Genomic DNA, 24,799 nt, shown 5'->3' on the forward strand with positions numbered 1-24,799 from the left:
CATCAGGGAAAGTGATGCATCATGATTAAGCAACATCCCAGATGATCTGCGCTAAAACAGTGCCACCAGCTCCCGGGGTGTCATCAATTGTGTAGGTGGCGTCGGTTCCAGTAAATGCCGGAGTCATCTCCTCGCCTCCGACAGCGGAAAAGGTGAGAGTATCTCCGGCATCAACTCTGATGGTCAACTCCGAAGCGTTGCCGTTATTGACCATGCTCTGGATATCGGCGCTGGTAATAATAAGCTTTGTATTGACGCCGTCTCCGCTGATGTCGAGTGTTTCCACGTTTTTCGTAATATCGGCAAGGATCGTTAAATCGTAATCCCCTCCCGCCAGGTCATGAAGCACCACCGTGTCTATATCCATGCCATTAGCATCGGTTCCGCCGTCAATCGCATCCGTTGCAGTAGGCAAAGACTGTGACGAGAGATGGAAGATATCATTGCCGATATCTCCCGACACCTCAAGGTCCACACCCTGATCGGCAAAGATGGTGTCGTTGCCGGCGCCGCCGTAGAGGCGGTCATTACCGGCCCCACCCACCAATACGTTGTCAAAACTGTCACCGTAAAGCTGGTCATTTCCCCCGGAACCGGTCAGGTTTTCAATGTTAAAGAACCGGTCTCCCTGGGCATCACCAGGAACCAAATCCTGGAGGCTCCAGTTGTCCGGGTTGAGTGAAGCAACAACCCCAGTGCTTATATTTTCATAGGACGCAGTATCGGTGCCGGTGCCGCCATCCATGGCGTCTCCGCCAGAACCACCAATTAGAGTGTCATTGCCGCTATCACCAAAGAGGATATCATCCCCAACACTGCCATTAAGTGTATCATTATCAGCACCGCCATACAGGATGTCATTTCCCCATCCGCCGTAGAGGTTGTCATCACCTGTGCCACCTGACAGGGTGTTGTTGCTGGCATCACCGGCTAGGGTGTCGCCAAAGGATGATCCTTCAATGTTTTCAATGGAGATAAGCGTATCACCCTGAGCATCCCCTGTGTATGTTCCGAAATTTGGATTAATTGCAGCCAAGACCCCGGAACTGGCGTGATTATAGCTGGCGGTATCGATTCCTGCCCCGCCGTCCAGAATGTCGCCATTCAGACCGTCGAAACCGCCCAGCCCTTCAAGAATATCATTCCCGTCTCCACCGACTAGCGTGTTGATCCCATTATCACCTATCAGATGATCATCGTTTGCTGAACCGGTCAGATTTTCAATACTATCGAATGTGTCTCCCGCTGCATCGTATGTCTGGATTACAGTGTCACCGAATGTAAAATCTCCTGGAAGAGTGAGTGATGCAGTGACGCCCTGTCCGGACATGCTGTACGTTGCTGTATCGATGCCCGCGCCACCATAGAGTTGATCCGCGCCTGCGCCGCCGAGCAGGATATCATCTCCTTCATCACCGTAGAGAATGTCGTCCCCATCCTGCCCCTCAATGGTGTCATTTCCTTTGCCGCCATGAATAATATCAATGCCGTCACCACCCCAAATATGATCATGCCCGGCTCCGGCATTTACAGTATCGTCACCCCCCCCGGCATCAATATCCATCCCGAGACCAGCTCGCGGCAATACGGCAACAGGCGTTCCGTCGGTATTGTCGGGCACTGTAAAGTCAGACACATCCGTGGCTTCTTTCCAACTTAGATACAAGCTGTCCGTTGCCTGATAACTGGTGCCACCAGCCACAACGGTTCCATTCGCAGTGAAATCGGCCCTGAACTCTGTTGACCCGGTATCAGTAACTGTATAGACAACATCCACATCGAAACCACCGACCAATGCGGTAATGTCATCAGGGGTAAATGTCCACTCGTTACCGGTCTGGCTTACTGTTATTCCCGGTCCTGCTTGAAGAGCGAAATCAGGGATAAGATTCCATTCCGGACTCGCCACCAACACTATGGATGTGATTTCTGCGAAGTTGTTGAAGTTGAAATGCAACCTCTTCACCCAGGTTGATTGGGTTGAATCACCGCTGAATAAACCATTGTTGCCTATCGTGTCAGTTCCGGATGTGCCGGTTATCACTTCGCGCGTTGCCTGGCCAGCTGGGCTTGCGGCGGCTTCATGGGCGGCAACATCTCCGGCGGGGTCGTAGGCCCCGGCGGGCAGGGTTGTTGGCGGTATACCTCCAGTTAATTTAAGCTCGGATGACGTATAAAGATTCACATGACATGTCGGAGCTACAGTATCAACCGAATAGGTGAGGGCAAAAGGAGCATCTGAACTGACAGCACCGGTTCCGGCATTTCCTGCCAAATCTGTATAGCTGCCGGCGATGGTAATAACGTTGCCGGTAGAGGCGGTTTCGATAGAAGGCGTGAAGGTGGCGGTCCAGGTTATACCACCATCACTACTGGTGAAGACATCATGGCTCCCACTCGTAACTGTTACATCGTCTCCCAAAGCATCTTCGAAGTTGGTTACCTCCTCGCTAAAGGTAATCGTAATTGTCGAGTGTTCCCCGATTATAAGATCCGTATCCGTCATTTGAATGTTTGTAACCCAGGGGTTCTCTTCATCCAGGTTGTTCACGGTCAAATTAAAAGCCTCGGTGTGGATCAGCCCGCCACCATCCGTTACCTGGACGTTGATCGCAAGGTCCGGGTTGGACTCGAAGTCGATGCTTCCGTTAACACGAAGTTCGTTGCCGACAATGCTTACCAGACCGTTATCGGCGTCGTTCGTGCCGTCCCCGGAGGCGAGTGAGTAGGTGAAAGATTCACCCGCATCAACATCTGTCGCGGAAAGCGTGCCGATAACCGTCCCGTTCGCTGCATTCTCATTCACGGTGCTGCCGGAAAGGGTGATATCGGTCGGCGCCTCGTTGATATCGTTCACTGCCACATTCAGGGCCTCGGTGTGGCTTAGTCCGCCACTATCCGTCACCCGGATATTGATCGCAAGGTTCGGGTTGGTCTCGAAGTCGATGCTTCCGTTAACACGAAGTTCGTTGTCGACAATGCTTACCAGACCATTGTCGGCGTCGTTCGTACCGTTTCCGGAAACAAGCTCATAAGTGAAGTTGTCTCCAGCATCAACATCCGCCGCGGAAAGCATGGCGATGACAGAGCCCGGTGTCGCGTTCTCATTGACGGTGCCGGTGGAAAGATTGACAGCAGTCGGTGCATCATTCTGGCCGGTGATCGTGATGGTCGCGGTCTGAGGGGTGGAACTCAGTCCGTTGTTATCGGTAACGGTATAGGTGAAGGAGTCGGTTGCGGTTGCTCCGGCGGCCAGTGATTCAAACTGTCCGTTCGGATCGTAACTGAAGGTGCCGTCGTCGTTATTGACTACAGTTCCCAGGGTGGTTGTACTGTCGGTACTGAAAATATGCGTATCACCGAAATCGTCACTGTAATCGGCGGCAACGATGATAGCCGGGCCATCCTCGTTTGCGGCGCCAGCTACAGCAAGGGCGACAGGAGCATCATTCTGGCCGGTGATAGTGATGGTGACCGTTGCAGTGTCGGTGCCGCCATTGCCGTCATTTACGGTATAGGTGTAGGTTTCCGTCAGACTCTGCCCCACGCCCAGCTCCTGAACCGCCGGGTTCGTGTTGTCCAAAGTATAGGTGTAGCTGCCGTCCGTATTGTGAGTGAAAGTTCCGTACTGGTCTCCATTCGTATAATCAACATTTGTAACCGTTAAATTATTCCCTTCCGGATCACTATCAACACCGTTGCCGTTATCGTCAGTGATCATGTTGCCGTTGACGCTTATGGTGTCTTCCGCAATAACATTGGTGTTGGCGGTAGCGGTCGGTGCACTGTTTTCGCCGTTGATGGTGATGGTGACGGTCGAAGTATCGGTGCCGCCATTACCGTCAGCTATGGTGTAGGTGTAGGTTTCCGTCAGGCTCTGGCCCGGCCCCAGCGCCTGAACCGCCGGGTTCGTGTTGTCCAAAGTATAGATGTAGCTGCCGTCCGTATTGTGAGTGAAAGTTCCGTACTGGTCTGCACCGGTCTTATCAATTGCAGTAACCATCAAGTTGTCGCCTTCCGGATCACTATCAACCCCGTTGCCGTCATCGTCGGTGATCATGTTGCCGCTGACACTTACGGTGTTTTCAATGATGCTATTGGTGTTGGCGGTGGCTGTCGGTGCATTGTTCCCACCGTTAATAGTGATGGTGACGGTCGAAGTATCGGCGCCGCCATTGCCGTCATCCACGGTATAAGTGTAGGTTTCCGTCAGACTCTGACCCAAGCCCAGCGCCTGAACCGCGGGGTTCGTGTTGTCCAACGTATAGGTGTAACTGCCGTCCGTATTGTGAGTGAAAGTTCCGTACTGGTCTGCCCCGGTTTTGTCAATTGCAGTAACCATCAAGCTATCGCCTTCCGGATCACTATCAACCCCGTAGCCGTCATCGTCGGTGATCATGTTGCCGCTGACGCTCACACCACCTTCTGCGATGGAATTGAGGTTGGCGGTGGCGATCGGAGCATCGTTGGTGCCGTTGATGGTGATGGTGACGGTCGAAGTATCGGCGCCGCCAGTGCTGTCAGTAACAGTGTAGGTGTAAGTTTCTGTCAGGCTCTGTCCCTCGGCAAGCGTCTGAACCAACTGGTTCGTGTTGTCGAGGGTATAGGTGTAGCTGCCGTCCGGGTTATCCAAAGTGAAAGTTCCGTACTTATCGGCACCGGTATTGTCAATTGCAGTAACCGTAAAGCTGTCACCTTCCGGATCGCTGTCAACTCCGTAGCCGTCATTGTCGGTGATTATGTTGCCGCTGACGTTTATGGAGTTTTCAGCAATGGTATTGCTGTTCACCGTTGCGATCGGCGCATCGTTAGTGCCTGTGATAGTGATGGTAACCGTCTGAGGGGCGGAACTCAGCCCGTTGTTATCGGTAACGGTGTAGGTGAAGGAGTCGGTGGCGGTTGCTCCGGTAGCCAGTGATTCAAACTGGCCGTTCGGATTGTAGCTAAAGGTGCCGTCGCCATTGTTGACGACAGTGCCCAGAGTGCCGTTGTTATCGATGCTGAAGGTATGGGTGTCGCCCGCATCAATATCACTGTAATCGGCGGTAATGATAATCGGCGGACCATCCTCGTTTGCGACAGCCGCTACTGTGAGGGCAATAGGCGCCTCGTTGACATCCGTAACATTCAAGATGACGGTTTCAACGTTGGAAAGGTTCCCTGCTGCATCCTGGGCCTGGATAGTAAGATTGTAGCTGGTCGTTCCCGATTCGAAATCGATAAAGGCCGCACCTTCGGCGGTGAGGCTGATCATGCCTGTTTCACTGTCGATCGCGAACAGCGGGTTGCCTGATCCGTCCTGGGGGATAGTGCCGGTGAGGCTGTAGGTAATGGTGTCGCCGGGCAGGTCTGCGTCGGTGGCGTCTGCGTCGGCGCCGACAATAAATCCGGCGCTTGCGTTTTCGGCAAGGTTCGCGCTGGCGTTATCCACCGTTAATACCGGTGCGCTGTCGTTCACCGGGGTGAGATGGACGGTGACCGTTTCGATGTTGCTTGGGTTGAAGCCGTCGGTGGCGAGAATCTCCAGGGTGTAACTGGTGGGGCCACCGTCATAGTCGATAAAGGCTGCCCCTTCGGCGGTCAGGCTGATCTCGCCGGTGACGGAGTGGATCGTGAAGAGAGCGTTGCCGCTGCCGTCAACCGGAATGGTCCCGGTCAGGAGGAAGGCAATGGGGTCCGCCGGAACATCCGCATCGGTCACGTCACCGTCGGCGCCAATGATGACCCCGGCAGCCGCGTCTTCCGGGATGTAGACGTTCGCGTTGTCGACGGTGAGTACCGGCGGGTTGTCGTTCACCGGGGTGAGGTTGACGGTGACCGTTTCGATATTGCTGGTGTTGGTTCCGTCGGAGGCCTGGACCGCAAGGGTATAACTGGTCTGTCCCTTGTCGTAGTCGATGAAATTGGCACCTTCGGCGGTGAGGCTGATCTCGCCGGTACTGTTGTCGATCGCGAACAGGGCGTTGCCGGAGCCGTCGGTCGGCACGGTGCCGAAAAGGCTGAAGGTCACGGTGTCCATCGGGGTGTCACCATCGTTTGCATCGGCATCGGCACCGGCGATGACCCCGGCGACTGCGTTTTCGGCAAGATTCACACTGGTGTTATCGACGGTGAGGACGGGCGCGTTGTCGTTGACCGGGGTGAGGTTGACGGTGATTGTCTCGATATTGCTCACGTTTACTCCGTCGAAGGCCTGAACGTCCAGGGTGTAGCTGGTGGTTCCCGACTCGTAGTCGATATACGCTGCGCCTGCAGCGGTGAGGCTGATCTCGCCGGTGGCACTGTCAATCCTGAACAGCGGGTTGGTTCCGTCCGTCGGCCCTCCGCCGACAAGGGTGTAGGTGATGGTGTCGCCTGGAAGGTCCGCATCGGTGGCGTCACCGTCGGCGCCGGTGATGATCCCGGCGGCTGCGTTTTCGGCAAGGTCCACACTGGTGTTGTCGACGGTGAGAATGGGGGCGTTGTCGTTGACCGGGGTAATGTTGACGGTGACCTGCTCGTTGGCTGCGGACCAGGTTCCGGCTGTGTCTCGTGCTTCAATGCCAAACTGGAAGCTATTGAAACCGGTTTCGAAATCGTTGGCCTCCGCGATCAATCCGGCGGCGGTCAGGGTGATCTGGCCGCTGCTGTCGATCCGGAAATAGCCGTCGACACTCAGCTTGCTGTCGAAAGGATCGGCGTCAGCGGTGCTGAAACGGTAATCGGTGATCCCGGTGTCGTCGGTGGCGGCCACGGTGGCGACCACGTCCCCGGTACCCTGGTTCTCTGCATAATTGAAAGTTTGTCCGGGCAAGACCACCGGCGCGGTGTTGTCGACATCGGTGATGTTGATGGTGACCGTTTCGGTGTTGCTGGTGTTGCTCCCGTCGTCGGCCTGGATGTCCAGGGTGTAGCTTGCAGGGCCGGTGCCGGAGTTGATATAGGTTGCGCCGGCCGCCGTGAGGCTGATTGCGCCGGTGGCGGTGTCGACGGTAAAGATGTCGTTGCCGCTGCCGTCCTGCGGGATGGTCCCGGTGAGGTTGAAGGTAATGGTGTCGGCCGGTGCGTCCGCGTCGGTCGCGTCACCGTCACCGCCGGGAATGATCCCCGCCGCGGAATTTTCCGGGATGTAGAGAATGGAGTTGTCCACCGTCAACACCGGCGCATTGTCGTTGACCGGGGTGAGATTGACGGTGACCGTTTCGAGGTTGCTTAAGTTCGCCCCGTCGGAGGCCTGGACGGTGAGGGTGTAGCTGGTCTGTCCATTGTCGTAGTCGATATAGGCGGCGCCGTCGGTGGTGAGGCTGATCTCGCCGGAGATGCTGTCGATTGCGAACAGCGGGTTGCCGGAGCCGTCGGTCGGCACGCCGCCGAAAAGGCTGAAGGTGATGGTGTCGGCCGGGTTGTCGCCGTCGATGGCGGCGGCGTCGGCGATGATCCCGGCGCTTGCGTCTTCGGCGAGGTTGACGACGGTGTTGTTCACGGTGAGGACGGGCGCGTTGTCGTTCGCCGGGGTGAGATTGACGGTGACCGATTCGATATTGCTGGTGTTGACCCCGTCTGAGGCCTGCACGGCGAGGGTGTAGCTGGTGGCTCCGGCGTCATAGTCGATGAATGCTGCGCCTTCGGCGGTGAGGCTGATTTCGCCGGTAGCGGTGTCGATCCGGAACAGCGGGTTGCCACTGCCATCGACCGGAATTGTCCCGGTCAGGCTGTAGGTGAGCGAGTCGGTCGGAACGTCGGTGTCGGTCGCGTCGGCATCGGCTCCGGCAATGATCCCGGCGGCCGCATCTTCGGCAAGATTCACTGTTGCGTTGTCGATGGTGAGAATGGGGGCGTTGTCGTTGACCGGGGTGAGATGGACGGTGACCGTTTCGATGTTGCTGGTGTTTGTTCCGTCGGTGGCCTGGACGAAGAGGGTGTAGCTTGTTGTTCCCGATTCGTAATCGATGAAGGTTTCCCCTGCGGCAGTGAGGCTGATTTCGCCGGTGGTGTTGATCGCGAACAGCGGGTTGCCGGAGCCGTCGGTCGGTATTCCGCCTGTCAGACTGAAGGTAAGGGTGTCGCCGGGTAGATCACCGTCGGTGGCGTCAGCATCACCGCCGATGATAATCCCCGCGCCTGCGTTTTCCGCAATGTAGACATTGGCGTTGTCGACGGTGAGGACGGGCGTGTTATCGTTCGCCGGGGTGATATTGACGATGACCGTTTCGATATTGCTCAGGTTGGTCCCGTCGGTTGCCTGGACCCCGAGGATGTAGCTGGTCTGCCCGCCGTCGAAGTTGATAAAGGCCGCCCCCTCGGTGGTGAGGCTTATCTCGCCGGTGCTGCCGTCGATCACGAACAGCGGGTTGCCGCTGCTGTCAGTCGGCACGGCACCGGAGAGGCTGAAGGTGATGGTGTCGATCGGGGTGTCACCGTCGGTGGCGTCGCCGTCGGCAATGATCCCGGCGGCTGTACCTTCCATCAGATTGACGGTGGTGTTGTTCACGGTCAGTACCGGTGCGTTGTCGTTCGCCGGGGTGAGGTTGACGGTGATCGTTTGGATATTACTGGTGTTGACTCCGTCGGAGGCCTGAACCTCAAGGGTGTAGCTGGTGGCTCCGGCATCGTAGTCGATAAAGTTTGCACCCTCGGCGGTGAGGCTGATCTCGCCGGTCGCCCCATCGATCCTGAACAGGTCGTTGCCGCTGCCGTCCTGCGGGATGGTCCCGGTCAGGCTGTAGGTGAGGGTGTCTCCGGGAAGATCACCGTCGGTCGCATCACCATCGGCCCCGGCGATGATCCCGGCCGCCGCGTCCTCGGCGAGGGTGACGGTGGCATTATCCACGGTCAATACCGGTGCGTTGTCGTTCACCGGGGTCAGGGTGATGGTCACGTTTTCAGATGCGGACCAGTGCCCGGCGGCGTCTCTTGCCTGGATGCCATGGGTGAAACTGTTGAGCCCGTTCTCGAAGTCATTGGCCTGCGCGGCAAGACCTGCGGCGGTGAGGGTGATCCGGCCGCTGCTGTCGATGGTGAAGTAGGTGTCGGAGCTGGTGGTGGTGCCGGTGGTGCTGAAACGGAAGCCGGTGACTCCCACGTCATCGCCGGCGGCAACATTGCCGACCGCCGGATCGGCTGCCGTCCGGTTTTCCGCGTAGAAAATGGTCTGGCCGGGTGTCACCACCGGATCCGTGATGTCGGAGCTCGAGACGTTCGGGAGGATGCTCAGGGTGATGTTCTCGGGATTTGACCAGTTGCCTACGGTGTCCCTTGCCTCGACACCGTAGGTGAAGGTGTTGTTGCCGACCGCGAAACTGTTTGCTTCCGCAGCCAGGCCTGCTGCCGTCAGCGAGATCCGGCCGTCGGCTCCTATCCTGAAGTAGCCGTCTGCGCTCAATGTGCTGTCGGCGGGATCGGCATCGGCGGTGGTAAAACGGTAGTCGAAAACGCCCGTGTCGTCGCTGGCGGCGACGGTGCCGACTCCCGGGTTGGCTGCGGTTTTGCCGCCGACGTACTCCAGGGGGGACTGGCCGGGGGTGACCACCGGGTGAACTTCGTCCAGATTGGTGACGTTCAGGGTAATATTCTCGGGTGTCGACCAGTTTCCTTCTGCATCGCAGGCTTCAATCGCATAACTGAAGATGTTTGGGCCCGTCTCGAAATCATTCTGGGCCACACCGGGCTGGATCCCGGCAGTGGTGATACTGATCTGACCCTGCGCCGAAATGGTGAAGTAGTTGTCACTGCTGGTGTCGGTCCCGGAATCGCTGAAACGGAAGTCGGTAACTCCAACGTTATCGTAGGCGGTTACAACGGAGACAACCGTGCCGACCGTCGTGGGGGCAATCGTCTGGTTCTCGGCATAGCTCAGAGACTGTCCGGGAGCGACCACCGGGGATTCATTGTCACTTAAATCCTCTGTGACATGGCCGTTTTTTAAAATCGGGCGGACTGCAACATCCGGCTCGGTGAATGGTTCGATATCGGAAAGCGCCGGAGGCGGCTCGGTGTGCTGGTAACCGCCGGGGCCTTTGCCGCCGCTGCTGATTTTGACGACCGGCTCGGAGAGGATTGCCAGATCGGCAAAAACATCGTTTTCTTCCGAATAGCCTAAAATATCCTCATCGGCGGTTTCTTCCGGGCTGTCGACGTTTTCACTGACCACCGCCAGATTGCCGCCATCGATGATCTTGGTCGCGCCGACCATCTTGAACAGGTCGCCCAGGGTGGCTGGGGAATCACCGGCAGAAGGGGTGAGGGCATCGGCGCCTGCCCCGTCATCACTGAACACAACCGGGTGCTCGGATTCGCTGATCGCAGCCAACGCCCCGTTCGGGATGATGACAAAGGAGCCGTCGGCAAAACCCAGCAGCAGATCGACATCGGCGACATCAACGGATTTGAGATCAGCCGCGGCATGGGGGATGGAGATCGTTCCGTCCGCCCCCACAACCGCGCTTTCTATGCTCTGGGCCTGATCGTGCTGTTCTGTTGCCTTGCCATTTCCGCTCTCGGTTCTCTTTGCCATACCCCCACCTCTCAGATGTCAACTGCCTTGAAACTTGCGCTCAGAACACCAATGTCCTGCTGCTCACCGCATTACGTAACTTTCATTCACCACCCCTGGCGGCCATGGATTCTACAATCCGGGTCGCCAGCTCCCGGTTGCCTTTTTCAATGCTTTTGGCAACGGAGTTGAACTGCTGCAGTTCACCCCGGAGATTGCTGCCGATACTGTTCATCAATAATCTGGACTGCTTTGCATCGGATGTCGTGTGAACCAGCAGTTCCGAGAGCTGGGAGGCCAACTCGCCATTGCCCTTTTCCAGGGTGCCGGCAAGGGCGCCAAGCTTGCTGCCGAACTGCTGCAGTTCCACGCGGAAATTATTGTTCGCCACGGTGTGCTCGGTCAGGACCTGCAGCATGTCCGCCCGCTGTTTTTTGAAATCTTCCATCTCGGCAGACAAGGCGCGTTGCTGGGTGCGGGTCGCCTCGGCCAGTCTTTCCTCGATTTTGAAGGATTCGAGGGTTTCGGTGAGTTTTCGCTGTTCGTTCACCTGCAGGGCCTGAAGTTTATGGGTTTTCTTTGCATCACCCGCCAGATTGACCAGCAGATCGGAAATCTGATTTGCAACTCCCCCCTGGTTTTTTTCCAGAACATTGGTGAGGGCTTCGAGCTGACCGCCGAACTGCTGCAGTTCATTGCGGAAGTTGTTGTTCGACTCGGCATGCTCGGCAAGGACCTGCACCATATCGGAGCGCTGCTTCTTGAAATCATCGATATCGGATGTCAACGCACGTTGCCGGGCGCGGGCCGCCTCGGCCAATCGCTCATCGATTCTCAGGAGGATTTCCGTGGCCGCATCGTTGGCCGATAATGCCCTTGAAGCATTGCCGCTTCTGAGGGTGATGCTTTCAAAGGCAAGGGCGTTCTCTATATGCTTGGCCACTTCCGAGCTGAGCACGGAAAAAATATCCCCTTCCAGGCGGCGGATTCCGACCATCATCAGGCCCAGGATGATTGATCCCAGCAACCCGAATAATGAGGCCGAGAACGCAATTCCCATCGACTGCATCGGGGCCTTCATCCGTTCGATCATCACCCGGAACACCTCAATCGGATTTGCATTGACCATGTCGATTTCGGCAAAACTGCTGATCAGAACTGAAATGTCGTTCAGGGTGGCGAGCAGCCCGATAAAGGTTCCGAGTAATCCCATGCCGACCAGGAGGCCGGTGAGGTATTGCGGCAAGGCATTGCGCCGATTCAGGCGGGTCCGGGCGTTAGACAGTTCATGCCCGAGGGCAATCTGCTCCTGATGGGAAATGGCTCGGTCTCCGGATGCTGCAACCATCTGCAGTAAACAGGCCAGGTCTCCCCGGAAACGGTTGGTCATCTCCCGAAGGGTGGTGGAGTCGGTTTTCTCGCGGATGGCCTTGGTGAAAAGCGCGAGGATTTTGGCTTCCCGGATTAACCTGCCGGCATTGAGAATGATGAACAGGCCGCCGGCCAGGATAATCACAAAGATGGCATAGTTTATTTGCGGATGGGGATTGCGGATGATCGTCGATTTGATTGCCCCGAAGAAAACCGCCGAGCCCAACAGCAGCAGAATAAAGGGCAGCGATACAAGAATGTAGTAAATTTTGAGTTGTTTTAGCATTTCATTCACTCGTTAAATTAAAATTAGTTAGCTCGGAACGCTCCGTCCCGGAACTCCAGTACCGGAGAAAGAAGATATGAGAGGATCGTCCGTTTGCCCACCGCAATGTCGGCGCTCGCCGCCATTCCCGGCATCAATACCCCTGCCTGCCCCACCCGGGAGATGAGTGTTGAAACATCCACCTCAACGTTAACCCGGTAATAACGGTTCCCCCGTTCATCGGTCAAGGTATCGGCGCTGACCTCGGTCACATGGCCGTCAAAGGTGCCGTAAGTCGAGTAATCATAAGCGCCGATCCGAACCCGGGCGGGGAGGTTCCGGCGCAGATGAGCGCGGTCGTCCGGGTTGGAACGGGTTTCGATGACGATCCGCTGGTCACTCGGGGTGATTTCCAGCAGAATCTCGCTTGGCCGCACCACCGCGCCGACGGTTGTGACATTGAGTTTGTTGATCAGGCCGGCAACCGGACTCCGGACGATATTCCGTTCCAGGCGATCGACGCTGGTGTCGATTTCCGGGTTTAATTTTTCGATCTCCTCCTGGATTTGGGTCAACGTTGCGGACGCTTCGGCGCGAAAGCGGGCGGACGCTTCCTTGATTCGTGATTCCGCTTCCGATATCGCCGCTTCAAGACGGGGAACGGCGCTCAATGCGTCCGAGATCTGCGATTTCAGCCGTTGAATGTGCATCTGGCTGTCCAGCACCTCCAGTTCGGAGGCGGCGTTGTTTTTACTGAGGTCTTCAATGACATGATGCTTCTGCTGGGCGAGGACCAGCTCCTGGAGCAGATTCTTCTGTTTGGAATTCATCTCCGCCAGTTCGCTTTTCTTCTGCCTGCTCAAGGCCTGGAGAACCTGGCTTTCTTCGGAAAGTTGGGCGAGGCGGGCTTTCCAGGCAGCGGTTTCGACCCGAATGACATCGGAGTCTTTCAGGTCTTCGGGGAAGTCGATCCGGTCGCTGCCGTTCAATTCGGCAAACAGTCGGGCTTCACGTCCCCGCAGGGCATTGAGCTTTGACTGTTTGGTGCCGAGGTTGGAACGGGTCTGCACATCCGCCAGTTCAATTAACGGTTCCCCGGCGGCAACGACCTGACCTTCCCTGACCAGAATTTTCCGGACAATGCCCCCCTCAAGATGTTGCACGATCTGCGACTTGCCGGCGGGAATGATCTGGCCCACGGTCCGCACGATCACATCAACCTTTGAGGTCCCGGCCCACAGCAGCAGGGACACGCTGCTGCAAAGCAGGATCAGGATAAAGATCCGATGGGGGGTCAAGCCAGCAAAACTGCAGTTCCCCCGGTCGTATGCGGCAAGCTCCAGGGTCTCCATTATCGTGCCCGGACTTTGACCTGGGATGCTTTCGCGTTGCTGTTGCCGTCGACCACCAGCACCTCGATATTTTCTTTTGCCATGTTCATCTCGATCAGAATATTCCTCACCGCCATCGCCCGATAGAAGCCCATCCGCTTCGCCTCGGAAAAACCGGTCGGGACTTCAACGAAAACGATTGCCCCGCCTCGTTCCACGAGGGGCTTCAGCGAGTCGAGCAACTGGGCGTGCTCTTCCTCGGTAAAGGCGATCGCTTTATCCTTGAAGCGGACCATGACTTCAAAATCGCTCTCCAGGGTTTTGTCCAGACCGTACTGCGGTTTCGGGAGAGCGGAGGTTGCTTCGATATTTTTTTCGGAACCGCCGAGCGAGGTTTTCGGTAACTGCAGTTTTTTCAGCCGCTGGATTTCACTTTCCAGATCCGTTTTTTGCCGGGTCAGTTCTTTGATCGCCTTGAGATTTTCAAGAGATTTCTTTTCATCGGGTGCAAGCAGGGCGAGTTTTTTCTTCAGCTCTTCAATTTCGAGGCGCAATTTTTTGTTCTCTTTCTCCAGTTCCTCGATTCTGCGTTTCAATGCCGCGTTTTCGAGCTTCAGTTGCTCGATTTCGCGTTTCAGTTCTTCGTTTTCGCGGCTCAGGTCAATAGCGGCCCCGGCAGCCTGTCCGGCATTTTCCGTGCTTTCGATCGCCGGCGGGGTCACCGTTTCAACCTTTGAAGTCCGCCCCAGCTCCAGGGCGAACATGAAGACGGCAACGATCATGATCGTCAGGAGGAACAGCAGGTTAAGAACCAGGTTGGTCGTTGCATCTACATAGCCGGGCCAAAAGATATTCGAACCATCCTGATCATCATGACGGGTATGCATGCCGATTATCCACCTTCTAAGCTTTCTTCAATTGAGTACGAATAACAAATGTCTCGAAAAGGCTCCGGGCCCTTTCATGAATTACTCTCAGTTGTCCTTGCCCGCATCGGTCCAGGGGGTCCCCATGGTCAGGCGAACCAGCTGGGCCACGGTATTCATCTCGAAGACGTGGAGATTCACCAGCCTGGAGCGGACCTGATAATAACTGTCATAAACGGTAAGGAGATCCAGGAGAGACTGGTTGCCGGACAGCATGCGTTTGGACATCGCCTCGGTTGCGGTTGAGATCGATTCCAGCTCCTCATAGCCTGAAACAATCCGCTCGCCGGTAGTTGCCAATGCGGCGTAATTTGCCGAGAGTTCCTGCACGACCCGCCGTTGCTGGTCATCCAGGCGGTATTGCAGTTCCTTGTAGCGTGCCTTGCGCTCGGCGAGACTCAAGTAATCTTTTCCGCTGTTGAAGAGGTCCCAGTTCATCACCATCATCAGTCGCCGGTCTCGCTGGCCTTGGGAATTGGGCTCTCCGCCCGCGTGGAGTGCGAATGTGTCGGTGTACTCCAGGTCGAATCGCGGCAGAAATTGCCCTTTTGCCGCAGACTGCTGGATTTTTGCGGCTTCCAGTTCCGCATTGAGGGCCGTGATTTCAGGGTTGGCTTCGATGGCTTTGGCAACCGCCTCGGGGAATGATTTCGGGAGAAGGGCGACGCCAACGTCTTCGACTACCGGGAGAGTCACTTTCCGGGGGACCAGGTTGGTCAAGCGGACGAACTCGATTCCGGCAGCCAGATGGGCAGATTCCTGCTCAAGACGCGAGGAAAGGGTTTCCTGCCTCCGGGCACGGACCCGGGACATGTCGGAGATGCTTGAAGCTCCCGCGTCGGCTCTCTTTTCAATGTAGTCGAGCAGGTCGGCAAGCTGGGCTTCAAAATCCCGGATGATATCAGCCTGCAATCGACTTGCGACCAGGGTAAGATAGGTGCTGACCGTGGATACGTAGGCGTCGCCTTCGCTTGCCCGGTAATTCTCCCCACTCACGAGCTCCCTCTTCTGACGGCGACGCCAGTCGAGGAAAACCGGCAGGTTGTACAAGGGCTGGCGGACCACCAGGGAAGCATCGGTCCGGTCGTGGGTGTCGGAAGCAACCAGTTCCCCGGTGGTCTCATCGACAATAACGGAGGGTTCCGATTTTTCTTCTCCATAATTGGCCCGCACCGATACGGAAGGCAGGAGAAGGGCCAGAGCCTGGCCGGTTTGCGCCTCAGCCTGCTCTTTACGCGCCAGAGCGGCCAGGCTTTCACGATTGAAACCGCGTCCGGCCCGGATGGATTCCGTAATCCCGGTTCTGCTGAGTTCCAGCGCGCCTTCTTTATCCAGGATCTGATAGTCAGCCATGCTTTTGACAAACTGGCCGTCAACATCTGCCAATACCTGGATTTCCGGGACTCCCATCAATCCGGCGAGGTTTGGCGCCCCAGGTTTGCCGGGAGCGGCGGTCGCCTGGCCGAAGCCATCAAGTTCGGCTTCTGGTGACGGGGGGGCGGAACTGTTTCGGGGTGAAGTTTCGGGGGTAAAGAACTGATCATGCAGGGTATAGTCTTTGGCAGATGTGGATTCCGGCGTGAGGGCCCGGATCGGGGCCTCGGCCGCAAAGGTCGAACCGCTCTGGAGCAGGAAAATTTGCAGGATTATCAGGAAAATACTACAAACACACCTTTGGAATCTGCAGATCACAAGCATCCCCCTTGATTAATTTTCGCAGGATACAATTTACGATTTCTTTGTGCTGCTTGAAGCGGAGGTGGGGTGTGGTATGAAACAGAAGTGGTTCCCAGGCCGGCAACTCTTTTCCCCTACAACAACATCTCCCCCCCGGGGAAAAACTCTATGGTGCATCAACTCGCTGATGACCATGAAAGTTCGGTAAATCGAAGATCAATACCTGGAACGCAAATGAAGTTTCCCCCCGGAAATCACCCAAGCATTCTCTGTTTAACACTTTTGTTTACCAATTTCTACTTATTCATTACCTAATGATATTCCGGTGACTTAAAGCCAGGTTGAGCGGCCTGCCTGCTCATAGGAGACTTATACCCGCAGGGGCAAGGATGGATTTGTCACTGGGTGCCCTGTGATGAATAGAACATCAGGGTTCTGGTGCCCTTGGATGACACTGACAACGGGTTGGGTGGGCAGGATCAGTCCGCGATATGATCGACAGCGTACCGGGCCATGACTTCGTGGATTTTGACCGGTGGCGCGCGGTCGAAATAATGCTCAACCACCACATGGCCCAGTTCATGGGCCACCACTTTCAATTCACTGTGCTGTGCGGCAAGATAGAGGGCATTCTCTTTTCGGGAATAAAAGGAAATGAAATTGACCTTCTTCCGGTAGCGTTTGAACAGTTCCTCCCGGGCCTCTTCGGCCGTTGAAAACAGGAGGATTTCGAACCGGAGTTTTTCCGGGAACATCTCCAGCACCAACTGGACTTGCTCCAGAACAAGATCGATCTTGGCGGCCACCTCATCCTGAACGGTCATGTTCCTCCGGCCTCTTAACAGGTAGGACATATTCCTGCTTAAGATCAGTTCCCGGTTCAGTTTATGGAGTTGTTGCTCATCCCCGTAACGGATGGTTGCATAGCGGGTCTCCAATTCAGCAGCATTGGCAAACGACGGCAGCAGAAGCAGCACGACCGCAAGAGCCATCCGGCCGAGCCGGGCGGTCGAGACCCCTGGCCCGGATCGAAGGCCGATCGTTGTGCAGTCGATTTTAAGGAGTTGCCCTCTCCGTAGCATAGATCTCCATCATCATTGCCGGATCAATTTGCAACGGTGATCCGTTCTGTCCGGCCGGAAGTTCGGGGTGCGGGATCACCGACCTTCCGGCTGCTCCCTGATTTCAAATCCGGCCAGTGAATGCCTGAGATCGCCGGTCAACTTCTGCAATTCCGGAGAATTGATTACCTCCGGAGAGGCATGGAGCTGATCCGTCAGGCGGCGCATCTCATGAATCTTGTCGGAGAGGAATCTGTTGACCTCCTGAAGCCGGGCGATCACTTCCTGGCCGTCATCATTTTCCCGCAGGCGAACGTGGGGGTCCAAGACCCCACGGCTCATCTGTTCAAGAACGGTCTCGAATTTGTAAAGCGGCCCGGCGATCCGGTGGGTGTGCCGCATCACCGCCCAGGCGAGGAGTAATCCAAGAGGAATCATGATGACCCAGACGACCATCAGAACATGTTTGAAGAGCATGGCTGGGGTGCTTGCGACCTGCAGGGCATAATTTTCATAGCTAATCGTCAGGTGCTGGGCGGTGGTGTAACTCAGCAGGATGGCAAAAACCAGGGCAAAGAGGGCGAGCAACAGGTAGAAATTGAACATGTAGCGCCCCTGAAATCCCTTGTTGATGAAATAATTCTTTCTCTTGTAGCCCTTGCGGTTGTTCATGGGATTCTCCATCTCTTTCCGGGATCTCTGGTTGTGTTATTCTGCGGCGGCGGACGCGGCGACCCTGATTTCGGCCTGATTGCGCAACTCTTGGAGCCATCTGTCAAGGGCCTGCTCCTGATGATCGAGAAGAATTGTTTTCCGGGCCTCCTCAGGTGTCAACCCCGGGTCGTCCTGTGGCGGTATGCTGGTGAGGGCATCGAGCCGAAGCGTATATTCCCGGTCATCGATCAGGATCGGCCGGGACGCTTCTCCAGCTGCAACGGAGAGAAGCGCCACCTGCAATGAGGTGCCAAGCTCTCGAAATGGTCCGGCATGTTTTTTTTCTCCGGCAGGCTGGTTGGAGACCGGCAGCAGAGTCAGTTCTACCTGAAAGTCCTGCAATTCAAGAAAGCGATCGATTTCCTGCCGGGATGGATTTGAGCGGAATGAGTCGAACTTCCGCTCGAGGAGAATTTTGGTCAGTGACTGGGCATAAAAGTTCTGGATCGAATGGCGGAACTCCTCTTCCTGGTCAAGCCCCATCTTCATGGCCTCCTGGATCAGGAGTTCCCTGGTGATCAATGATTCGATAAACTGCTGCCGGTCTCCCGGGGGGCGTGGCAGGTTCCGGTAAATTTCATCAAGCTCGGAGGTGGAGATGATCCGGTCGTTGATGACAACGGCCGGGTCAGCTACCGGTTTTTTCTGTCGGTCAAGAAAGAATCCTGTGGTCATGATCGTAACAATCACGGCGATCAGCAGGATCGAGAAGACATATTTCATGATGAGCCCCCGAGCTGATTTCGGCAGATCCGGATGATCTGCCGGTTTGTTTTGCGGATCCAAGTATCAGGCGAAACGGGCCCACGTCAGTTCGCAGACCCTTCCGGTTCCCCGTCTGCCGCAGTGAGCTTCCAATAACGATAACTGAAGTGCGAGCGGGGTGTAAACCTGTTTTTCAAGGCAGGTTTTCCGGGTGTTTACAGATCCTGCTTCCTACCTGCCGAAGAGCGGCAGGAACCGGCCGTATCCCTCGGATTCGAGTTGTTCAACCGGGATAAACCGCAGGGCGGCGGAGTTCATGCAGTAGCGTTTGCCGGTGGGTTGCGGCCCGTCGTTGAAGACATGGCCGATATGGCTGTCCGCCTTTTTGCTCCGCACCTCGGTCCGGACCGAGAGAAACAGGGTCCGGTCCTCGCGGGTGACGATATTTTCCGCAACCAGAGGCTTGGTAAAACTCGGCCAGCCGGTGCCGGATTTGTACTTGTCCTGTGAGCTGAACAGCGGCTCTCCTGAGACCACATCGACGTAGATCCCCTCCCGCTTGTTGTCCCAGTATTCATTGTTGAAGGCGGGCTCGGTGCCGTCTTCCTGGGTCACCTTGTATTGGATGGCGGTCAGTCGCTGCTTCAGTTCCTTCTTGCTCCACTGCTTCTTTCCTTCACCCCAGATTTCCTGCAACCGTTTGTCACGGCCGCAGTTCCAGCGGTATGCCTTGTAACGGACAGGGTTGTTTTTATAATAGTCCTGATGGTAGCTTTCCTCGCCTTTGATCGGGTAAAAGGTCGAAGCCTCGAGGATTGGGGTAACGACATTTTTACCGGGAAACCTTTCGACAACTTCCTTTTTAGACTCTTCAGCAAGTTTCTTTTCGGTCTCATTCGCCACGAAGATGGCGCTTAAATAACTCGTTCCCTTGTCACAGAACTGTCCGCGGGCATCAAAGGGGTCGATGTTGACCCAGTAATGGTCCAGCAACTCCCTATAGCTTACCTTTTGCGGGTCATAGGTTATTTCCACCGCTTCATAATGGCCCTGGTGATTGCCGTTGTATGTCGGATTGTCTGCCGTGCCGCCGGTGAATCCGGACATCACATCGGTCACCCCGGGAAGTTTTTCAAAATCCGCCTCCATACACCAGAAGCAGCCGCCGGCGAAGATTGCGGTTTTCAGAGGGTTGCCGGAGGGAGTGCTCATCGCTTTTTCTCCATTGCCGTTGTCGGCAAAGGAGGGCTGCAGGATGAGCAATCCCAGTAAGACGAGTGTCAGGGAGAGGAATGTTTTTGTCATGGTATCACCTCGCAGTTCATTTGTTATTCATTCTGGTCAGGGCTGGTCTGTTTCAGGGTCCGGACATAGGTCCCGGCCTCTTTGAGCCGGTCGGCCATCTCTTCCACCCTTACCCTCCGGGGATCGAAGATCACCCGGTTGACCTCGGAAAATCCGTGCCAGCCGCTTTCGACCGCGAGCACTCCCGGCCGCCCTTCCAGGGCAGCTTTGCCGACATCATATCAGAGGACGACAAAGGTCGCGTGGCCGGGAGATGTCGTCTGTTCACCGGCCACAGTTGCGGCACCTTGGAAAAGTGCCAGAGTCAGCAGAAGAGTACTGAAGAGGATCAATCGTCTGCGCTCCATAAGGCACCTCCTTGACCGGCGGATTTCGCACCCGCCGGTTCAGTTATTTCATGGTATCAGAGATTCCTGTTTCCATGGTTTCTTTTTTCATGGTGTCCATCGGCGGGGCCATGGTTTCGCTCATCCCACCCTTTTCCATGGTTTCCATCGGGGTGGGCATTGCTTCATCCATCATTTTCTTCTCGCCGCCGGTGGTAAAACAGCCGGATAAACCGAGTCCCAGAGTCAGGATGATTGCCAGGGTCTTGATTGCTGTCGTTTTTGTTTTCATTTTGTTTCCTCATTTGCCAGTTGTTGACGTTTCCCGTCCCAAGAAGCGGCAGGACCCTTTTCCTGACTAAACGATAAGCAATTGATGTGAAGGGGAGATAACGCCAAGGTAAAGATTTGGTAAAGAAATGGAGGTCAGGCAGGAAGGATAAACCAGATTCTGGTTTCGGCAGGGGAGCTGTCGGCCCCGACCCGGCCGCCATGGGCCTCGATCAGTTCCCGGACGATGGCGAGGCCGATGCCGGCGCCGCCTGCCAGACGCGACCGTGAGCGGTCGGCGCGGTAGAAGCGTTCGAAGATATAGGGCAGGTCTTCCCCGGAAATGGTGCTGCCGCTGTTGGTGAAGACAACTTTGGTGCCGGCATCGGTTTTCCGGGTGGTGATATCGATGCTTCCGCCTGCCGGAGTGTAGCGGCAGGCATTGTCCATCAGGTTGCGGACGGCAAGGAGCAGTTTTTCCCGGTCGGCAACGATGCGATCACCCTCCGGAGAAAAATCGGTGGTGACGACGATTGCTTTTTCCTGCAGACGAAGCCGGTAGATATCGAGCATCTGCCCGACCAGGCCGCTTACCGACAACTCTTCCCGGTTGAGATAGGCCCTTGCCGCATCCGCCTTGGCCAGCTGGCCGAGGTCGTTGACCAGGTGGACCAGGCGCAACGTTTCTTCCTGAAGCATCTGAAAGGTTTCCGGGGAGGCTTCCAGCACCCCGTCGTTCAATCCTTCAAGATAGCCGCGGAGATTGGTCAGCGGGGTCCGCAACTCGTGGGCCACGTCGGCGACCATGGTCTTGCGCAGCTTCTCGAGTTTTTCCAGGCTGTCGGCCATCCGGTTGAAGGCGGTGCCAAGGCGGCCGATTTCATCCGCGGAGGTGATGTCGACCCTGGCGGCAAAGCTGCCGGACGCCATGGTCCCGGCGATGTCGGTCATCTGGGAGAGGGGGCGCAGCACCCGGCGGATCAAAAGGTAGCTTAAAGCAAAGGCAAGGGCGAGGGCGGCGACACTGGCCCAGATCAGGTAGCGGTGAATGGAGGAGATGAACATCTGGTGAATATCGGTGGGCGAGACATCGTACTTGTTCATCAGGGCCATGAAATAGCCGGCGGCCAGATGGTCGATGGCAAGCCAGATCACCAGGATGACGATGCCGATCACCGGCACGATGTTGATCAGCAGGAGCTTCCAGAGCAGACGGCCTTTCATTCCCGTCACTCCTTGTCCCGGAACTTGTAGCCGAAACCGCGGACGGTCAGGATATAGGCGGGGTTGGCCGGGTCCGGTTCGATCTTCTGGCGCAGCTTGCCGATATGCACGTCGATCACCCGGTCGATCACGGTTTCGCCATGCCGGTAGAATTTTTCCAGCAGCTCGTCCCGGCTGAAGACCCGCCCGGGCGAAGACATCAGGGCCTGCAGCAGTTTGAATTCCGAGGAGGTCAGGTCGATCATCCGGTCGGCAAGGGTGACCTTGTGCTTCTCCGGGTCGAGGACAAGGTCGGCAACCTGCAAGGCCTCCTTATTGTTCCCGCCAACCGGCTTGGTCCGCCGGAGGATTGCCTTGACCCGTTCCACAAGCTCTCTCGGGCTGAAGGGTTTGACCACATAATCATCGCCGCCCAGGGAAAGCCCCATGATCCGGTCGATTTCCTCCTGGCGGGCGGTCAGCATCAGGATCGGCACATCGGACCCGGCCCGGATCTTTCGGCAGACATCCCAGCCGTCGATTTCCGGGAGCATCAGATCGAGGATGATGAACTGCGGGTCATGGCGGCGGAACATCTCAAGACCCTGCCTGCCGTCATGGGCGATGAGGGTAGTGAACCCCTCCCGTTCGAGATAGGTTTTGACCAGCTTTGCGGTATTGGGATCGTCCTCAATGATCAGGATCGGGGCGGGCATTTCTTATTTCGCTCCTTCAGGGTTTGGCGCCGGAGAGTCCGGCCGGTCTGCACACCATAAAACGAAACCGGTCGCGACTCAAGGCTTTCCATTTGCTCAACCGGCAGGTACCGGATTCCGGCAGCAGGGATTCGCCCCCCGGTCATCGACTCCGGACAATGCGGTAGGTGGCCGGGATGATTCTGGTCTGCCTGCAGACCGGACATTTCCCGGGCCGGGTGAACCTTTTCCGTTCCTTGAAAGAATAGCCGCAGGACAGGCATTGGCAGGGATCGATCCTGAGTCGCCAGCCGTCGGAGGTGATGCTGCGGGCGATATGATCCAGATGGGGGAAAACCTCCTTCTCCCCGATCGAGAGGACGCGGGAGATCTCTTTGGCATCATGGGGGCCTTCCTTGAGCAGGGCCGTTATTTCCTGTCTTGTGGTGTTCATTTTTCCCTCTGGACAAACAGTGCCCGGTTTTTTAATAAATATCACAACTTTCCGAGTTTGGCTAATCTCCCGATAATAAAGGGGTTTCGGCGATTTGTTAGTGCATGTGTTCCACGAGTAGCCAGAAGCCAGGAGTCAGAAGCCAGGAGAAAAGCTTAAAGCTGAGTTGAGCAGCTGGTCTGCTCGTACGAAACTTATACCCGAAGGGTGAAAAGCTGAGTTGAGCAGCTTGTCTGCTCGTACCGATAAGCGAGCTTGCGAGACATCGAGACTTGTACCCGAAGGGTGAAAAATCAGTCATTCTGGCTACTGGCTACTGGCTACTGGCTACTGAATTCTCATCATAGAGTGACCTCTGCCTGCCGGGCGGGAGAAGAACATCATGCAGAAGACCCTGATCTATATCGGCCTGGCCATCCTGCTCGCAGGCCTGTTCTGGCCCTGGCTGGTCAAGCTTCCCCTCGGCAGGCTGCCCGGTGATATCATGATCAACCGGCCGGGGTTGAAAGTCTATATCCCCGTCACCTCCATGATCCTGCTCAGCCTGGTTTTAAGTTTTCTGGCCTGGCTTTTCCGCAGATAATCGCTTCTGCTCATTCCCCGAACATCCGGTGCGATTTCATGGCATAACCGCTTGCCGTTTCCTGAACGAAAGGCCTACAATTCAGACAGAGGTGAACCGATGACTGCCGAAAATTATGATGTGATTATCGTCGGCACCGGCCCGGCGGGGCTGGGCGCCGCCTATGAGCTGATCGAGGCCGGGCCTTCGCTGAAGGTTCTCATGGTCGACCAGGGCGCGATCTCGTCCGGGGGATTGTTGAACGACTGCAAGCAGAATTACACCTTTCCGATTGGTTTTGCCCCGGAATACTGGGAGAAAAACGAGGCCGAAACGCTGCTCGAAAAGGTTGGACAGCATCTGAAACCCGAGATCCTGCCGACCTGTCACCTTGAGCCGTACCGGGAGAGGGCGGAAAGGATCGGGGTCGAGATCGTTCCCGTCCGCCAGGCCCATGTCGGGACCGACCGGAGCAAAAAACTGATCCGCCGCCTGCTGGCCGGGCTGGAGGACCTCGGGGTGGTGATCCGGATCCGGACCGAGGTGACGGAGATCAGGGAAACGGAAAAGGATGCGGTGATCGTGGCCGGTGATCGGGAGATCCGCAGCGGCAAACTGATTGTGGCGCCTGGCCGGAAGGGGTTCAGCTTTCTCCAGGGAGTCATGGAGAAACTGGAAATTCCCTATATCGACAACAGCGTCGATGTGGGAATCCGCCTTGAAACCACCCAGGAACGCTATCCGATTGTCGCCGAATATTATGACCCGAAGATCTATTTTCCCGACAAGGTCCGGACCTTCTGCACCAACTCGGGCCATGCCCGGGTGATTCTGGAGAAATATCAGGATTATTATCTGGTCAACGGCCATGCGCTTTCCAGTCGCAAGGCCGGAAACCGCCTGGTCAACCTCGCCCTGCTGAAGACCATTCATCTTGAAGACCCGGTGCGGAGCGGGCAGCAGATGGCGGTTTTTCTCGGCCGGCTCGCCAATGAGATCGGCGGCGGCAGGCCGCTGATGCAGCGGGTGGGTGATTTCCGGATGGGCAGACGGTCGAAGGAGGAAAACTTCAGCCGGGATCTTTATGATTTTGAGCCCAGCTGCCGGGTCACCGCAGGCGACCTGGGCCTGGCGGTGCCGGCCAAGATCATGCGCCACCTCTGGGCGGCGATGAAGAAACTCGATTCAATCGTCCCCGGCATCCTCCACCCGAGCACGATCATGTACTATCCCGAGATCAAGATGTACGCCAACAAGCCGCGTTTTCTGGACGATTCTTTCCGGGTCAGCCGGCATCTCTACATGATCGGCGACGGGGCCGGCACCTCCCGGGGCATCACCGGGGCCTGGGCCAGCGGCATCAGGGCGGCCCGGGGAATTCTCGCCGGGCTCTGAACCGGGGTGCCCGGAACTTCCCGGGTGATATCGGTTGCAGGTGTTACGGGCGGACGGAAAGGCCCACT

The 24,799-nt window shown here is 56.4% G+C and carries 16 protein-coding genes; 2 read left to right on the plus strand and 14 right to left on the minus strand.

The genetic code is table 11. The features are described 5' to 3' along the window. Positions 1 to 25: 25 nt before the first annotated feature. The 14 genes from KKG35_16515 to KKG35_16580 form a co-directional block, all read right to left on the minus strand. Positions 26 to 10,492, minus strand: coding sequence for a VCBS domain-containing protein (locus KKG35_16515; GenBank protein ID MBU1739733.1), 10,467 nt, complete (start codon positions 10,490 to 10,492; stop codon positions 26 to 28). Between the two features lie 82 nt (positions 10,493 to 10,574). Further along, positions 10,575 to 12,128 (minus strand): hypothetical protein, encoded by a 1,554-nt coding sequence (locus KKG35_16520; GenBank protein ID MBU1739734.1) that lies wholly within the window; start codon positions 12,126 to 12,128, stop codon positions 10,575 to 10,577. Between the two features lie 23 nt (positions 12,129 to 12,151). Continuing rightward, complete coding sequence (locus KKG35_16525) at positions 12,152 to 13,459, minus strand: HlyD family type I secretion periplasmic adaptor subunit (GenBank protein ID MBU1739735.1); 1,308 nt, start codon at positions 13,457 to 13,459, stop codon at positions 12,152 to 12,154. Then, positions 13,459 to 14,325: a hypothetical protein gene (locus KKG35_16530; GenBank protein MBU1739736.1), complete on the minus strand. Its 867-nt coding sequence runs from the start codon at positions 14,323 to 14,325 to the stop codon at positions 13,459 to 13,461. Before KKG35_16530 ends, KKG35_16525 begins: the two co-directional genes overlap by 1 nt. An 87-nt stretch (positions 14,326 to 14,412) precedes the next feature. Next, positions 14,413 to 16,056, minus strand: a complete 1,644-nt coding sequence (locus KKG35_16535; GenBank protein ID MBU1739737.1) for a TolC family protein — start codon at positions 16,054 to 16,056, stop codon at positions 14,413 to 14,415. Positions 16,057 to 16,520: 464 nt separating this feature from the next. Then, the gene (locus KKG35_16540) at positions 16,521 to 17,123 is read right to left on the minus strand and encodes a hypothetical protein (GenBank protein MBU1739738.1); all 603 of its coding nucleotides are present in this window, start codon (positions 17,121 to 17,123) and stop codon (positions 16,521 to 16,523) included. Positions 17,124 to 17,198: 75 nt separating this feature from the next. Next, positions 17,199 to 17,774 (minus strand): hypothetical protein, encoded by a 576-nt coding sequence (locus KKG35_16545; GenBank protein ID MBU1739739.1) that lies wholly within the window; start codon positions 17,772 to 17,774, stop codon positions 17,199 to 17,201. A gap of 36 nt (positions 17,775 to 17,810) precedes the next feature. Beyond that, positions 17,811 to 18,539, minus strand: coding sequence for a SurA N-terminal domain-containing protein (locus tag KKG35_16550; protein MBU1739740.1), 729 nt, complete (start codon positions 18,537 to 18,539; stop codon positions 17,811 to 17,813). A gap of 213 nt (positions 18,540 to 18,752) precedes the next feature. Beyond that, entirely contained in the window at positions 18,753 to 19,826 is a 1,074-nt protein-coding gene (gene msrB / locus KKG35_16555; protein ID MBU1739741.1) for a peptide-methionine (R)-S-oxide reductase MsrB, read from the minus strand. Positions 19,827 to 19,849: 23 nt separating this feature from the next. Further along, positions 19,850 to 20,008: a hypothetical protein gene (locus tag KKG35_16560; GenBank protein ID MBU1739742.1), complete on the minus strand. Its 159-nt coding sequence runs from the start codon at positions 20,006 to 20,008 to the stop codon at positions 19,850 to 19,852. Between the two features lie 208 nt (positions 20,009 to 20,216). Continuing rightward, positions 20,217 to 20,444, minus strand: a complete 228-nt coding sequence (locus KKG35_16565; protein MBU1739743.1) for a hypothetical protein — start codon at positions 20,442 to 20,444, stop codon at positions 20,217 to 20,219. Positions 20,445 to 20,578: 134 nt separating this feature from the next. Next, on the minus strand, positions 20,579 to 21,646 hold the full coding sequence (locus KKG35_16570; protein MBU1739744.1) for a HAMP domain-containing protein: 1,068 nt from the start codon (positions 21,644 to 21,646) through the stop codon (positions 20,579 to 20,581). A 5-nt stretch (positions 21,647 to 21,651) separates the two neighbouring features. Then, positions 21,652 to 22,341, minus strand: a complete 690-nt coding sequence (locus tag KKG35_16575) for a response regulator transcription factor (GenBank protein MBU1739745.1) — start codon at positions 22,339 to 22,341, stop codon at positions 21,652 to 21,654. Between the two features lie 142 nt (positions 22,342 to 22,483). After that, a complete protein-coding gene (locus KKG35_16580; GenBank protein MBU1739746.1) occupies positions 22,484 to 22,774 on the minus strand; it encodes a transcriptional regulator in 291 nt (96 codons plus the stop codon). A gap of 382 nt (positions 22,775 to 23,156) precedes the next feature. Here KKG35_16580 and KKG35_16585 point away from each other — a divergent pair, with 382 nt between their 5' ends. Further along, entirely contained in the window at positions 23,157 to 23,357 is a 201-nt protein-coding gene (locus KKG35_16585; protein MBU1739747.1) for a DUF2905 domain-containing protein, read from the plus strand. 99 nt (positions 23,358 to 23,456) lie between these two features. Further along, the gene (locus KKG35_16590) at positions 23,457 to 24,731 is read left to right on the plus strand and encodes a pyridine nucleotide-disulfide oxidoreductase (protein ID MBU1739748.1); all 1,275 of its coding nucleotides are present in this window, start codon (positions 23,457 to 23,459) and stop codon (positions 24,729 to 24,731) included. Positions 24,732 to 24,799: the final 68 nt, after the last annotated feature.

The organism is Pseudomonadota bacterium, from assembly GCA_018823285.1.
Taxonomy (GTDB): Bacteria; Desulfobacterota; Desulfobulbia; order Desulfobulbales; family JAGXFP01; genus JAHJIQ01.

What these genes read in the sequence shown, in the direction of transcription:
- KKG35_16515 (MBU1739733.1), bottom strand. Translation starts at nt 10,492, where the DNA reads ATGGCAAAGAGAACCGAGAGCGGAAATGGCAAGGCAACAGAACAGCAC.
- KKG35_16520 (MBU1739734.1), bottom strand. Translation starts at nt 12,128, where the DNA reads ATGCTAAAACAACTCAAAATTTACTACATTCTTGTATCGCTGCCCTTT.
- KKG35_16525 (MBU1739735.1), bottom strand. Translation starts at nt 13,459, where the DNA reads ATGGAGACCCTGGAGCTTGCCGCATACGACCGGGGGAACTGCAGTTTT.
- KKG35_16530 (MBU1739736.1), bottom strand. Translation starts at nt 14,325, where the DNA reads ATGCATACCCGTCATGATGATCAGGATGGTTCGAATATCTTTTGGCCC.
- KKG35_16540 (MBU1739738.1), bottom strand. Translation starts at nt 17,123, where the DNA reads ATGCTACGGAGAGGGCAACTCCTTAAAATCGACTGCACAACGATCGGC.
- KKG35_16545 (MBU1739739.1), bottom strand. Translation starts at nt 17,774, where the DNA reads ATGAACAACCGCAAGGGCTACAAGAGAAAGAATTATTTCATCAACAAG.
- KKG35_16550 (MBU1739740.1), bottom strand. Translation starts at nt 18,539, where the DNA reads ATGAAATATGTCTTCTCGATCCTGCTGATCGCCGTGATTGTTACGATC.
- msrB (MBU1739741.1), bottom strand. Translation starts at nt 19,826, where the DNA reads ATGACAAAAACATTCCTCTCCCTGACACTCGTCTTACTGGGATTGCTC.
- KKG35_16565 (MBU1739743.1), bottom strand. Translation starts at nt 20,444, where the DNA reads ATGAAAACAAAAACGACAGCAATCAAGACCCTGGCAATCATCCTGACT.
- KKG35_16570 (MBU1739744.1), bottom strand. Translation starts at nt 21,646, where the DNA reads ATGAAAGGCCGTCTGCTCTGGAAGCTCCTGCTGATCAACATCGTGCCG.
- KKG35_16575 (MBU1739745.1), bottom strand. Translation starts at nt 22,341, where the DNA reads ATGCCCGCCCCGATCCTGATCATTGAGGACGATCCCAATACCGCAAAG.
- KKG35_16580 (MBU1739746.1), bottom strand. Translation starts at nt 22,774, where the DNA reads ATGAACACCACAAGACAGGAAATAACGGCCCTGCTCAAGGAAGGCCCC.
- KKG35_16585 (MBU1739747.1), top strand. Translation starts at nt 23,157, where the DNA reads ATGCAGAAGACCCTGATCTATATCGGCCTGGCCATCCTGCTCGCAGGC.
- KKG35_16590 (MBU1739748.1), top strand. Translation starts at nt 23,457, where the DNA reads ATGACTGCCGAAAATTATGATGTGATTATCGTCGGCACCGGCCCGGCG.